We start from the raw sequence: 13,186 nt of genomic DNA on the forward strand, positions 1-13,186 counted from the left end.
GCCTCCTCAGGCATGGGTCGGGTAGGGACGTGGCGTGATGAGGGCCCACGCCAGGCCGTAGGGGTGAGGCGGGTTACGCGGCGTTGAGGGTCGCCGGGCGACCGAGGAGTTCGTCCCAAGTGGGAGCGAGCGGCGCGCAGTCGCGGGCGGCCTGTTCGGCCTCTTCCTCAGCGACGTAGACGGACCGTGCCCGATGCCATGTGCCGTCCTGACCGACGACGACCGCGATACCGGGGGTTTCGGGAGCGATGGCGCGCGCCACTTCCAGGGCCGCCGGGTCCAGGTCGCCGAGGGCCATGTTGGCGGTTTCGGGGTCGTTGACGCGGTGGCAGACGCGGCCGGAGAGCTGAGCGCGCAGGGCGGTGACGCCGGGACCGAGGTCCGAGCCGATGCGTTGGCCACAGAGGACGAGGAAGACGCCGAAGGCACGTCCGAGTTGCGCGATCCGGAGAAGCGCGGTTGCCGTCCGAGCGACCTCCTCCTTCTCGGACTTGTCCGCCATCAGGAAGAGCTCCGCGAGTTCGTCCACCAGGACGACGATGGGGATCGGCCGCAGGTCGGGCAGCAGCTTCCAGATGTTGCGCGCGCCGTTGGCAGTGCAGATGTCCATCCGGCGTCCCAACTCGTCCACCAGGTCTTCCAGCAGCTCGACGGACTCCTTCCGTGTCGTGGCGAGGGCGGAGAGCCGCGGCTTGTACGGGGTGAACTCCACGCCGCCCTTGAGGTCGAGGCCGACGATGCCAACAGGCTGAGGAGCCAGGTCCCTGATCAGGGCGTTGGCGAGGTTCGACTTCCCGGATTGCGTCGCGCCGACCAGCATCCAGTGCGGCACGGTCCGGAAGTCGATGACCCAGGGCTCCCCGTTCTCCAGGACGCCAGGCCGCACGACGAGGAGCGTCGGAGGAGCACTGTTGGCGGTGACCTTCGTCAGCGGGTCGCGCCGAGTCGCCAGGAGCGTGATCTTCCCCGGCTTGTGCGGCAACACCCGGACTCCATGCACCTTCCAGGAGTGCGCCAGGCGTTCCGCTACCGCGCTGTAGTCGCTGGGGATCTGGCCCTCGTGCAGCTTGACCCGCAGCCGCCAACCGGACGGCGTCGGCAGGACGAGGCCAAGCCGGGGAGCCTGCTGGACGTCCACCAGGCGGAACCGCCGACGTTCGACCACCATCCCGGCCGTACGGCTTGCCGTGCCGATGACCGGGAGCGAGTCCAGTGTGAATCGCCAGGTCCGCTTCGTACGGGTCACCTTGCAGCCGGAGGCTACGGCCCTCCAGGTCAGGTAGACCCAGACCGCCCGCAGCGGGAACCCCACGCAGTACCAGAAGGACAGCGGGTGCCAGTGACGCCAGGCCCAGAGCCCGGCCGCCGCAGCGGCCAGGACCCCAAGCACCAGGTAGAGCGTCGTCTCGCTCATGTCAGGCAGCCGCCGCAGTCTCGACACCGACAGGAACGATCCGCTCCGCGCGGAACGACACTCCCGAACGGCTCGACCCGTTGATCGTCTGCTCCCAGTAGAAGCCGACGAGGCCAACCGGCGTGACGACCTGTCCGAGGGTGACGCCGGGGTCTCCCGTCACGGCGACGGTGACCAGGTCCACGCGGCCCTCCATGTTCGCGGCGGACAGGCCGACCTGGTAGACGGCGTCGCCGTTCTTGTCGACCTTGACCTCTCCCGTTTCCTGGTTGACCAGCTTCGGGCGCGGCGGGGAGACGCAGACGAACGCGAGGTTCGTGGTGTCGACGGGGATGTTGCGCATGTCCAACCTCCAGGCTTGAACCGACTTCCTACTTTCATAGGTTACCTAGGAAAGTAGGAACGTCAAGCACTTGGCCGGAAGTTTCCTGGGAACGCAGGTACCTGCGTCAGCCGGGTAGTCTGCTGACATGGGAAGTAACGGGTCCGTGGACCGGCGCAAGGTGTACGTACGCATCGCCGATGACCTGCGGAACGACATCGCCTCAGACCGCTTGCCGGTTGGCGAGCCCCTACCGTCGATCGCTCAACTCGTTGACCGGTACGGCGTGGCGAAGGCCACCGTGGAGCGGGCCCTGACCGTGCTCCGCGAGGAGCACCTCATCCAGAGCAGGCAGGGAAGCCCGAGCGTCGTCCTCTCGAAGCCCGAGCATGAAGAAGCCGGAGACTCCCCCCATGAGCCGAGCCAGGAGTTCACACTCCTGTGGGCCCAGCTCAAGGAGATCAGGGAGAGTCTCCGGCAGCAGCGGATCAGGCTGGACGAGCTTGACGAGCGGACGAAGGACCTGTGACCCGAGCCTGGATCTTCTGCGTCATCCGCTGAATCTCAGCGATCTCGGCAGCGATCTCCGCGAGTTCCCTCTGCAACCGCTGACGCTCAATCTCGGTAAGACCAGTGTTCGTGACCATCACCGTTCCCGATGTGTACCGATGGGTGCGCTTCCACTCCTGAGTAGGTCTCCAACGTCCCGGCAAGGTGACAGCACGGGATGTGAAGCGGGTCACAGGCTTCGGACTCGGGATCAGTCGAGCGCCATCTTGGCAGCCAAGGCCCTGATCTCCCTCCCCTTCGAGTGCTTGCCGCTACTCCGCAGGTCCCGCACCAGGTTCCGGACGAGGGGACGGTTGCGCACGTGCTGAGGTGCGATCCGATCGGCCGTCAGCAGCGCGTCCACCGCCTTGTCTTCCTTGCGATTCATGGCCATCCCAGCCGCCCGGCAGGTCCAGTAGTGCGCCTGACGCTCCCCAGAGGCGATGTCCGCGACCTCTACCAACTCCGATCGGGAGACGACATCGCGCGGACGGCCGAGTTCGAGGCTGATCTCAACGGCGTGAATCCGCGTGTTCACCCGGTTGAACTGCGTCTGGTAGACGTTCCCGTTCGGAGGGAGTGAGGCAGCGACCCGCTCCGCCTCCCCGAGGTGGGCCTCCGCCTCCGAACGGTTGAGCAGCCGCGAATACGACACAGCGGCCCGCAGGTGCAGAGCGCCCCACAACGCCTGAAGGGTCGGCTCGCTTGAGCCCATGTGTTCGTCGATGTCGTCCAGGGCGGCCAGGGCAGCGGACTTGGCCCCGTCCAGAGATGCCTCATGGAGCCAGACCCCACACAGATCCCACGCGGACGCAGCCACGAGTTCGGGAGCGCCGACTCGATCGGCGGCTACCAGCTCCCGCTGAACCGCCGTCCACCCAAGGTCGTGATGACCGAGCAGGTTGGACGTCACGCGCGCCATGTGGCAGGCCCGGAGCATCAGCGCCTCTGCCCGATCCCGGTTCGGTGCCGTGCGGTCGGCTGTGTGGAGCGTCAGGTCCGTGATGATCTGAGGGAGGATGTCGCCGAGCGCCGAGAACCGCGCATCCTGCCGCAGCTTCTCTGCCAGTGCCACCTGACCGGAAAGCTCCTCCAGGGTGCTCGGCTCCCGGCCCCGGATCAGGGCGGCACCACCCGGCATGGTGGCCTGCTGGAGCGCGAGCCGAAGCTCAGGGATCGTCGCGTGCCCGGAGTCGAGTTCTGCCGTCTCATGCCGGTAGGGCTGTCCGGTCAGCTCGGGAATCTCGACATCGAGCGCCTCGGCGAGCTTCGCCAGGACGCTGGCGCGATCGAGCGGCAACCGCCCGTTCTCGATCTTGGTCACCCAGCTGACCGAGCGCTCCATGGTGTCCGCGAGCGTCGCCTGATCCCAACCCTTCCGACGACGCGCACGAGCGACCCGTTGCCCAGTGGTCATCTGCTCCGACACGAGCACTCCCTTCGCCACACTGGCAAGTTAGGGTCCGCTGCCACCCTCACTGTCAGAAAAAGTGACAGCAGCAGTCCCGCAGTGCTTCTGACCTGGAGAGACCCCGTCGCAGAAAATCTGCCAACTGTCACACGCACCACTGAAGCACAGCCGGAGCGAGCCGCGCCAAGGACAAGTTGGCGCAGGAGGCCGGGTTTCTGACTCACGTAGCCGCACGACGACCGTAAGCAACGATGAAGCGCGCCGCGTGGGCAGCGCGCTTCATCGTCAAGAACATTCCGCAGCAGGCTTCGGCTGTCAGGCCAGGTGACTCCGGCTCAGGTGTAGGTGTCGCCGAGGTCGCCCATGGCCTCGCGGAACTCCTGGGAGCGGATCCGGTCGGCCACGTTCAGGAGGTCTTGGATGGCGGATGCCTCGATCCAGATCCGGCGTCCGTTCACCCGGCCCCCGAGGCCGAGCAGGGTCACCCACAGCGAGACGCCCATGTATCCCTCCACCTGGTGAGGCTGGACGTCGAGGACCCAGCCCGCCGTGACCGGGGATCCGGCCATTGCCTTGCGTGCCCGCCGTGCGCTGGCTTCTACGTCTTCCCAGTTGTCGGGTTCGAGCATCCAGCCCATATCTGGGCCTGAGCCGTCCCGTTGAAACCAGGTCCGTCGGATGCGTGGCCACCTCACAGCGGGACCCGGATCAGGGTGGTGACGCCGTCGTGGTCGGACAGGCGACGGCCGCCGACCTCGGCGGACAGCACCGCGTGTTCCATGACCTGGACGCCTTCGATGTTGGTGAGAATGCGGTCGGCCCGGTGCGGCACGTTGGTCTTGGCGCCGTGCCCCACGGTGGGGGTGAGGTCGCCCGCCTGTTCGCCCAGGTCGACGAACCCCGCAGCGGCGATGATCTGGGCGGGGGTGGTGTCGAGCTTGCGGAGGATCTTGCCGTTGGACAGGTCCAGGTCCTCGGGCAGGTCGCGTTCGGCCAGGGCGCGGGCGTTGAAGTCACCGGCCGCGATCGCGTTGACCTTGCCGAGCAGGTTGAACATCTCGGCTTCCAACGTGCGGGTACTGGGGTTGGACGGCGCGAGGTGGATCCCGCACAGGTCCACGCGGCGCGGTGTCGCGGTCCTGTTCCCGATCTTGATCTCGACCCGGGCCAGGGCGTGGAACCACGGGCCCGCGCCCGTCTCGTGACGCTCCCGCACGACACGCAGCGTGCTGGTCTCCCGCACCAGGATCGCGAGGTCGCACCCATAGAGGGGAGCGGCCACCAAGTACCGGCCGCCGGACATGTCCAGATACTCGGCGACCTGGTGGAGACGCAGGGACCCGTCATGTCTCCACTTGCATTCCTGGAGGAACACCACGTCATGCGGGCCGACCGCCGCGATCTGCTCCAGGATCCCCCGCAGCCGGGAGTCGTCGGTGCCGCCGTCGATCCCGCCGTTGTTCAGGTTCCACGTCGTGACCCGCAGCGTGCCCATCATCGGCATGTCACTCATCGGTCTTTGCCTCCTTGTCGGTTCCGGCGGAATCTCCCGCCGGGTCTTCTGCCGTCTCCCCTGTCATGTCGCCCGGTGCGGTGTAGTCGGCCAGAGCGAAGGTGGAGTGGCTGAGGAGCATGTGAGCGCCGCCGAGGGTGTCGCGACACGAGGCCAGGTTCGACATGGCCTCGTTCAGCGCTTGCGCCTTGGCTCGCACCCGCGCGGCGTCCGCGTCGTCCCAGACAGGGCCGGTCGCCACGGTGGCGTCATAGGCGGACTGCATCGCGTCCTGAATCCTCGACAGGACCCCGAGGAACTGATCAAAGGCCCCGAACATCAGGTCGAGGACGAGCCCTGCGGTTTCCATTGGCACCGGAGCGCCGACCGCGTCTCGAAGCTCCGACGCCGCATCGAGCACTGCCTCAGCCAGCGGCAGCGCTCCGCTTGGCTCCCCGGGGACGGATGGTGAGTCCCGCTGAACGGGCGGCAACTCGTCCGCCTGGTCGCTAGGCGGGGGGACGGCGGACGGCCCGCTGTGCTCCTGTGGGCTGGGGTCCTGTGGCCCGTGGGCCTGCACTCGGCCAGGGCCACCGGTCCGCCTGAACCACCGCATCACGCAACTCCCGAGGACTCATCGCTTCCACCAGGCGCGACCCGCCACGCACCCGCACCACCGCCCACCACGTACGCGTGTGCTCGCCGAACCACGCAGACTCCACCCACCCGAACTCCCCCTGAATCGCCCGCGCGATCTGCCCAGCACTCACCCCCGCCGCAGGAGCACGCACACCAGGACCACCACCGGCACCACCGACCGCCCCGGCCAACGTTCGACCGCAGGAATCGCGAGGGACCTCGCCGGGGGACGGACGGGACCACTGGCCGCCCATCACGAGGCCCCACCGTCAGCGAACGGAACCGCCAACACCCGCGCGATAGCGTCCGCCGTCAACGTCGTCTCAGTCGCCGGATACAAGGGCTCCAACTCCGGCGAGTCGCCACGGTTCGGCCCTGACCAGGCCCAGAACCACCACAACCGGCGATCCGGCCAGTCCGGACGGCACCACACCTCCTGGTTCAGCCCCGGCGACAACGCCGCGCCCACGAGGTCGTCAGGGGCAGGCTCCCCAACCGGGTTCCGCGCCCACACCGCACCATGCCCAAGCACCCTCGCGGCAAGGCCACGCGCGGCCAACTCCACCACCAGCGCACGCGCCGCCGGAGCCCACGCCGCCGCCTCAGCCATACTCAACGGCCGCTCACCCATCGCACGCTCCCAGCACGTAGCTCACTCGCTGAGCTGCACCAGGGATGTCGTCGGCCCTACCGAGCAGAACCTCCTGTGCCGCCCACTGAAACCAGAGCGCTCCGTCCCTCTCGCCGCACCCGATCGTTTCCTGGGCCTCCGGAGGTCCGAGGTACTTGACGTGCAGCAGTGGCGGATCTTCCATCGCGAGACGCGTCCTCAGCCCCGCTGCTTCAAGAGCAGCACCGAGCTTCTCCAGCCGTGCCCTGGGATTGGCCATATCGCCCTCCGCTACGGATCGCTCACACGGAAGCTACGACCGGCGATCATGCGATCAAGCAGGAAAACTGACACCACAGGCCGCTGACCAGGCAACATGTCGACTCCGGCGGGCTCGGCGCAGGCCGGATGAGAACTTTCTTTACGTCTTCAAGGGCGGCCCGCAAGCGGGCCGCCGGGGCCGCCGCCCTCGGCTCTTCGCGCCGGGCGTGCGGCCTCTCCGGGCCGGTCCCGGCGCGAAGCCCGCTGACGGCGCCCCTGGACACAGATCGGGCCGCCATCCAGGCGGAGGAACCTCACCGGGGCCATGCCCGCACCGTCCGCGCCATGGCCACCGCACGTGAGCAGCATCCGGCGACGAGGACCAGGCCGACGAGCACGTGACCGAGCCAGCCGACGTGACCGGTTGAACGTGCCCGAAGCGGGGGCTTCGCAGCCCCCAGCCCCCCGCGCACCGGAGCACTCATTCGCGCGAATCTGTCTGTCACGGGGTACGGGCCATCCGCGCGAATGAGCACTCCGGACCGGTGCGCAGGCTACGACGAGCGCGCAGGCTGGGAACGGCTGGTTCCGGGCAGCGGCTTCTACGTTGGCGACGCTTGATCTGGAATTGCCGCAACGGCGCCGGCTGACTCCCTTCGGTCGCCCCTTCGGGGTGGCCTACGGCCATCGACCGGCCCCAACCATGTGGGCGGACAGGGAAGCCGCGGCCCTCACGTCTCCGCATCCGTGCGGCTCGCGGACGTAGCGGCACGTACGATGACGTCGAAGACGAGACCAGCCAGCAAGAGCAGGGTCCGAGGAACGCGGATGCTGTACATGAGCGACTCAGTTCGCCGGACGCTCCCCCCTGGTCAGGGCGGGTTTCGTACAGCGCCGGAGTACAGCAACAGAGGCTCACAGTCCCTCATCAGCACGCACGTCCCCACACTCGCCGACCTGGCACCGAGGGCGTTGAACCAAGATTGCCGATAGTTCGGGACGAAGAGGTCGTGGGTTCAAATCCCGCCACCCCGACAGGTTGAAGCAAGGGGCCGGTCTCCAAGGAGACCGGCCCCTTGATCGTTTGACCCCCGTTCGACTCCGGAACGAACGGGCCGACTGTCGTCGATCCCGCTCCGTCGGCACAAATCCGCGGTTCTCCGACGGTCCTGGGGTTGAAGGACCGGGGCGACGGCAGAGCCCTGATCACCGAATGGCCCGCCGCCCTATCCGCCGAAGAGTGGTGCCAGGTCGAGGCCTAGCTCAACGCGACTCCTACTGATCACCTGCTGCACGAAAGAGTCCACCAGGGCAGCCAGGTCGCCGCCCGACATTGGACGCGTCCAACCGTCCGGCGCGAAGACCGAGCCGAGGCACCATCTTTCACCGTCGCTCCTGATGAGAACGGCTCCCTCTTCAAGCCCCTGAAGATCACTCGACCGGTAGTCAGATCGCAACCGCTCGGCAACCCGTCGCCACGCCGCCAGTTCCGTCGCCAGCAGGACGACCGGAACATCCTGCTCGGCGAAGATCGTGTCATCCCGCTCGAAGATCTTCACCTCGGCCTCGACATGGCACATGATCTCCGCAGTGTGCCGTAGCACCTCGGCGCGTCCCCAGGTCTGCGCCTCCGGGCACAGACGCAACAGATCCGTCGCATGGAGATTCTCGAAGGAGATCACACTCCGAGCTTAGGTCGGCATACGTTCCACTGATGTCGCCCCCATACCGCGGCACGCGGTCGACCATGGGCGGGCGGGGGCCACCGGTCGCGGCACAGGCGTCGCGTGACCGTAGTCGTCGTGGATGCCGCTGGTGTGCTGGAGCAGGTGGCGGATTGTGATCTTGCGGCCTCTTGTTGCCGTTCCTGGACAACACGCCGGGGAGCCATCGTTCAACGGTGTCGTTCAAGCTGAGCTTGTTCTCGTTGACCAGCTGCATGATCGCGGTGACCGTGAATGCCTTGGTGACGCTGGCGATCCGGAGATAACCATCCGGGGCCGACGTCCGCGTGGCACGAAGGCCGGCATGGCCGATGGGGCAGCGCCGCCGTTTTCCCTCACGTCCTGCAGGAGCAGCTGTGAGCCCCTTGCCGACCCGAATGATCGACCGTTGGCAGAAGCGCCGTGACCAACTACCGGGTGAGGAAGTCCTCTACTGGCACATCCTTGTGGGCGATCAGCCCGAGGCCGTCGCTCTGGCCCGGCTTGCCCAGGAGCGTCTCGCGCCTTTCGCCGCCGATCTTCACTTCACCCCGCTGGAGTGGCTTCACATCACCGCAATGGTCGTGGGTCCACCCTCCGACACGGTCCCGGAGAAGGTGCTCCGTGAGACGCGCAAGCGCCTCGCCGCCATCGCGCCCGCCCGTGTCGAGATCGGCAGCGTGGCCTACCACCCCGAGGCCATCGTTCTGCTCGTCGAGCCCTTTGAGGCGCTGCGGCCTTTTCGCCATGCGGTCCGGGCCGCGTCCCGCGCCATCGCCGGTCGAGACGACTTGGACTCTCAGGTGCCTTGGATTCCGCACATCACCCTGGCTTACAGCACGGCCTCACGACCTGCCGGTCCGCTGATCACCGCCCTTGGCCGACGGCTACCGCGCCGTTCTCTCACCCTCGACACGCTGGAGCTGGTTAACCAGATCGGTCCCGAACGGTCCTGGGCCTGGCAGCCGCTGGCCGCCGTCACTTGCGGGAGCGCTGACTGACTCGGGTCTGTCTTGCTACGACCCGTTCGAATGGTTCTGCGGTCTCGAGCGCTGGTGCGTGGTTATTGTGGCTCTCGTCCGGTGAAGCTGACCTGGACGTAGCGGTTGGCCAGCTGGACGTATTGATCGATGGCGTGACTGGACTGCAAGCGACCGTCTTCGAAAGACCGCCGATCTTCATGGTCGGGCAGGTTCCAAATGGATGCGAGCGCCGCCTCGGCGGCTTGGGTCAGCGCTGGATCAGATACCAGGATCTTCAAGCGATACAACTCCTGGTTGACCACGGCGCGCAGCCGATGGGAACGCAGGCGTGCCTCCTCGTGGGCGGCGCTGCCGGCGTTCTCGTTCGCGCGATGCCAGAGGTCGGTCTGGCCGCCTCGGTAGTCGGCCACCGCACGGGCGAATTCACTCAGCACCGAGACTTGCTGTTCTCGCAGTTGCCGCTCCAACGAGAATTTCTCTGTTCGTTCCGAGATCCGACGTTGGAAGGAGTACGTGACCAAGGAGCCGAGAAGAGTTCCCACCACCGCGATCAGGCTCGTTACCGCTGCACCCATATCGCATAGTTGAACACGGTTGAGGCGGCCCCTGCAGTCCCTTCATTGGGGAGGTGACGGCCCGACCTCGCCGACCGGTGCGGCTGCGGCTTCGCGTGTGGTCGGCGGCGGCGGGGCGTCAGGGTGATGCGTGGTCGGGCTTCGGGGGCGCGCAGAGGGCGTCGTCGACGAGTTTGTTCTCGGCCTGTGAGATGCGGACGACGTCGTCCTGGGACTTGGCTTGGACGCCTGTCAGGGAGACGGTGACGGTGCGGCCGGTGGCGGTGGTGCCGGTGGCGGTGATCCAGCCGAGGTCGCCGCCCTCGTGGCCCCAGTAGGTGCCGCCGCAGGTCAGGGGGTGGGAGAAGAGTCCCAGGCCGTCGCGGGCGCCTGGCATGAGGGGTTCGAACCGCTTGTTGATCTGGACGGTCTGCTTCATCTGTGCCAGCTGCGTCGGGGGCAGGAGTCTGCCGCCGAGGAGGGCGCGGAAGAACCGGTTGAGGTCGGCGGTCGTGGAGACGAGTCCGGCTTCTCCGTTGTTGGCCAGGGCGACCTGCTCGGTGACGTCCACGATCGGTTCACCGGGCTTGAACTGCTGGTAGGTGTGCGCGTGCGGTTGGGGAAGGGTGGGTGACTTGCCCGGCCAGAAGGTGTGCTGGAGACCGAGCGGGCGGACGATCCGGGTCCGCACCTCCTCGTGCCAGGGGTGTCCGGTGACCCGCTGGATGATCATGCCGAGCAGGGCGTAGCCGGTGTTGGAGTACATCCAGTCCTTGCCGGGGGGCCGGAAGTCCGGGTGGTGGTTCATGGCCCTGGCGACGAGTTGCTCGGCCGTGTAGGTGTCGTTCCGGTGTTGGTGGAAGTCCTCCGCCGAGGTGTAGTCGGGGTAGTCGTCGTGGATGCCGCTGGTGTGCTGGAGCAGGTGGCGGATCGTGATCTTGCGGCCGTTGTTGCCGTTCTTGGAGACCGCGCCGGGGAGCCATCGTTCGACGGTGTCGTCCAGGCGGAGCGTGTTCTCGCTGATCAGCTGATGGATCACGGTGGCCGTGAAGGCCTTGGTGACGCTGGCGATCCGGAAGTAGCCGTCCGGGGAGACCGGGCTTTGGGTTCTTGTGTCGGCGACGCCGCTGGTGGCGGTCAGGTTCCGGCCCTCGGGGGTGATCAGGCGGGCCTGGACGCCCGTCACGCCGAGGGCGGTGATCGCGGCGGCGTCGCGCTCGAGCCGGTTCTGGTCGGTGTGCCCGCCGGCGGCGCTCGCGCCGGACGTGCAGCCGGTGGAGAGGGTTCCGGCCACGATGGCTGCCAGGGCCAGGAGGGATCGGCCACGCCGAGTCGGTGATGTCGTCATGGGTGGTGACGCTAGGTCTGGCGACGGGACGCGGACGATACAGCTCACCTGTGAGAAGAAGGGGTAGTTGGCTGTAGTGCCGACATCGGACGCCATGGCTCAAACTTGTGCGAATGAACCATCTTGGGGGCGGTCGACCATCGGCCATGGTGCGTGGTCTGGGTTATCTGCTGGGGAGTTTGCTCACCGCCGCGGTCGCCCTGCTCGTGCTGCCCGTCCTCGTCGTCCCGCCGACGACGCGCGCCTGGGCGTCCTGGCATCGGGGCCGTGCCGACCGGTTGCTGGCCTCTCCGGGGTCCGGGCCCGTCCGCGTCGGCGCCTGGCGTGTGCTGGGGTGGTTGTGCACTTGGATCGTGACGAGTTTGTCGTTCGGGCTCGTCACGGTGTTGTGCGCCGGGAACGCGGTGGCCACGGCCGTCACGGTGCCCTTCTGGTGGGCGTTGCCGGACGGCACTCGCGCGGGCGGCTTCGGGGCCGGTGTTCCGCTGTCCGGGTGGGGGACGGCGTTGACCTTGGGCGTCGGGCAGTTCGTCGTCTTGGCGGCCCTGACGTACTGGCTGGTTCCGCTGCTGGCGCGGCTGCACGCCCGGATTTGCGTTGCGTTGTTGATGCCTTCGGCCGCGGAGCGGTTGGCGGAGCGTGTGGAGACGCTGACCGAGACCCGGGCCGGGGCCATGAACGCGCATGGCGCGGAGCTTCGCCGGATCGAACGCGACCTGCACGACGGCACCCAGGCTCGGCTGGTGGCCATCGCGATGCGGTTGGGCGTGGTCCGTGAGTCGCTGGGCGAGGACCCCCGGATGGTGGAGAGGCTCCTGCGGGAGGCGCACGAGGGGACTGAGGAGGCCATGGTGGAACTTCGGGAGGTGATCCGGACGATCTACCCGCCGATCCTCGCCGACCGCGGCCTGGACGGCGCGCTGACCGCGCTGGTCACCCGGTCGGCGATCACCACGACCCTCGACATCGGGGAGCTCGGAACGGTCCCCGCCGCGGTCGAGGCCGTGGCCTACTTTGCCATCGCGGAGACGATCACCAACGCCACCAAGCACAGCGTGGCCACCCGGACCGCCGTCCGCGTCGCACGCGACGGCGACCGGCTGTCGGTCGAGGTCACCGACGACGGGATCGGCGGCGTGGACGAGACGCGGGGCACCGGCATCGCCGGGATCCGGCGGCGGGTCCTGGCGCTCGACGGCACGTTCCGCGTCCACAGCCCGGTCGGCGGCCCGACCACGATCACGGTGAGCCTGCCGTGCGGGTCGTGATCGCCGAGGACAACGTCCTGCTCTCCAGCGGGCTGGAGCTGCTGCTGACGTCCAGGGGGTTCGACGTCGCCGCGATCGCCGAGGACGCCCCCGGCTTCCTCGCGGCGGTCGCCGAGCACCGGCCGGACCTCACCATCGTCGACGTCCGGCTGCCGCCGGACTTCCGCGACGAGGGCATCCACGCCGCCCTCCGGGCCCGCCGCGAGAACCCCGGCCTGCCCGTGCTCGTCCTCTCCCAGTACGTCGAGCGGCAGTACGCCGGCGAGCTGATCTCCGATGGACGCGGCGGCGTCGGCTACCTCCTCAAGGACCGGGTGAGCCGGGTGAGCGAGTTCGTCGACGCCGTGCGGAGGGTCGCCGCCGGCGGCACCGTCATGGACCCCGAGGTGATCGCGCAGCTCCTCACCCGCGACGTCCACGACCCGATCGCCGTCCTGACGCCGCGCGAACGCCAGGTCCTGGGCCTGATGGCCGAGGGCAAGGACAACGCCACGATCGCGTCCCGGCTCGTCATCACCGAGAACGCCGTCCACAAGCACATCGGCAACATCTTCGCCAAGCTCGGCCTCTCCCCGGACGACAGCGGCCACCGCCGCGTCCTCGCCGTCCTCACCTACCTCAGCCGCGACTAG

13 protein-coding genes and 1 pseudogene are annotated in these 13,186 nt (G+C 67.9%); 4 read left to right on the forward strand and 10 right to left on the reverse strand.

The window, feature by feature from the left end:
- Nucleotides 1–73: 73 nt before the first annotated feature.
- Nucleotides 74–1,414, reverse strand: coding sequence for an FtsK/SpoIIIE domain-containing protein (locus tag AB0L06_RS10780; protein ID WP_500230735.1), 1,341 nt, complete (start codon nt 1,412–1,414; stop codon nt 74–76).
- Nucleotide 1,415: 1 nt separating this feature from the next.
- Entirely contained in the window at nt 1,416–1,757 is a 342-nt protein-coding gene (locus tag AB0L06_RS10785) for an SCO3933 family regulatory protein (protein WP_500230736.1), read from the reverse strand.
- 127 nt (nt 1,758–1,884) lie between these two features.
- On the opposite strand from AB0L06_RS10785, the gene AB0L06_RS10790 reads away from it, so the two are divergent.
- On the forward strand, nt 1,885–2,265 hold the full coding sequence (locus AB0L06_RS10790; protein ID WP_500230737.1) for a GntR family transcriptional regulator: 381 nt from the start codon (nt 1,885–1,887) through the stop codon (nt 2,263–2,265).
- Between the two features lie 231 nt (nt 2,266–2,496).
- Here the strand turns inward: AB0L06_RS10790 and AB0L06_RS10795 are convergent, their stop codons facing one another.
- From AB0L06_RS10795 to AB0L06_RS10820, 6 genes and pseudogenes are all read right to left on the reverse strand, one after another.
- Entirely contained in the window at nt 2,497–3,714 is a 1,218-nt protein-coding gene (locus AB0L06_RS10795) for a helix-turn-helix domain-containing protein (protein WP_500230738.1), read from the reverse strand.
- Between the two features lie 317 nt (nt 3,715–4,031).
- A complete protein-coding gene (locus AB0L06_RS10800; protein WP_500230739.1) occupies nt 4,032–4,265 on the reverse strand; it encodes a hypothetical protein in 234 nt (77 codons plus the stop codon).
- A 122-nt stretch (nt 4,266–4,387) separates the two neighbouring features.
- A complete protein-coding gene (locus AB0L06_RS10805; protein ID WP_500230740.1) occupies nt 4,388–5,209 on the reverse strand; it encodes an endonuclease/exonuclease/phosphatase family protein in 822 nt (273 codons plus the stop codon).
- Nucleotides 5,202–5,609 (reverse strand): hypothetical protein, encoded by a 408-nt coding sequence (locus AB0L06_RS10810; protein ID WP_500230741.1) that lies wholly within the window; start codon nt 5,607–5,609, stop codon nt 5,202–5,204. Before AB0L06_RS10810 ends, AB0L06_RS10805 begins: the two co-directional genes overlap by 8 nt.
- Nucleotides 5,610–7,924: 2,315 nt before the next feature.
- Nucleotides 7,925–8,380 (reverse strand): DUF7878 domain-containing protein, encoded by a 456-nt coding sequence (locus tag AB0L06_RS10815; protein WP_500230742.1) that lies wholly within the window; start codon nt 8,378–8,380, stop codon nt 7,925–7,927.
- Nucleotides 8,381–8,531: 151 nt separating this feature from the next.
- Nucleotides 8,532–8,804: pseudogene (locus AB0L06_RS10820) on the reverse strand (serine hydrolase); the annotation flags it as partial.
- On the opposite strand from AB0L06_RS10820, the gene AB0L06_RS10825 reads away from it, so the two are divergent.
- The gene (locus AB0L06_RS10825; protein ID WP_500230743.1) at nt 8,779–9,402 is read left to right on the forward strand and encodes a 2'-5' RNA ligase family protein; all 624 of its coding nucleotides are present in this window, start codon (nt 8,779–8,781) and stop codon (nt 9,400–9,402) included. The pseudogene AB0L06_RS10820 and the gene AB0L06_RS10825 overlap by 26 nt on opposite strands.
- A 62-nt stretch (nt 9,403–9,464) precedes the next feature.
- Here AB0L06_RS10825 and kilB read toward each other — a convergent pair whose 3' ends face one another.
- Both kilB and AB0L06_RS10835 read right to left on the reverse strand, forming a co-directional pair.
- Nucleotides 9,465–9,959 (reverse strand): plasmid transfer protein KilB, encoded by a 495-nt coding sequence (gene kilB, locus AB0L06_RS10830; protein ID WP_500230744.1) that lies wholly within the window; start codon nt 9,957–9,959, stop codon nt 9,465–9,467.
- Between the two features lie 118 nt (nt 9,960–10,077).
- Nucleotides 10,078–11,286 carry a serine hydrolase domain-containing protein gene (locus AB0L06_RS10835; RefSeq protein ID WP_500230745.1) on the reverse strand — a complete coding sequence of 403 codons (1,209 nt, stop codon included), beginning with the start codon at nt 11,284–11,286 and terminating at the stop codon, nt 10,078–10,080.
- Between the two features lie 146 nt (nt 11,287–11,432).
- On the opposite strand from AB0L06_RS10835, the gene AB0L06_RS10840 reads away from it, so the two are divergent.
- Together AB0L06_RS10840 and AB0L06_RS10845 are read left to right on the forward strand one after the other, a co-directional pair.
- Complete coding sequence (locus tag AB0L06_RS10840; RefSeq protein WP_500230746.1) at nt 11,433–12,554, forward strand: sensor histidine kinase; 1,122 nt, start codon at nt 11,433–11,435, stop codon at nt 12,552–12,554.
- Entirely contained in the window at nt 12,542–13,186 is a 645-nt protein-coding gene (locus tag AB0L06_RS10845) for a LuxR C-terminal-related transcriptional regulator (RefSeq protein ID WP_500230747.1), read from the forward strand. The genes AB0L06_RS10840 and AB0L06_RS10845 overlap by 13 nt, the downstream gene beginning before the upstream one ends.

The organism is Spirillospora sp. NPDC052269, assembly GCF_040679435.1.
In the GTDB taxonomy this organism is placed as follows: domain Bacteria; phylum Actinomycetota; class Actinomycetes; order Streptosporangiales; family Streptosporangiaceae; genus Spirillospora.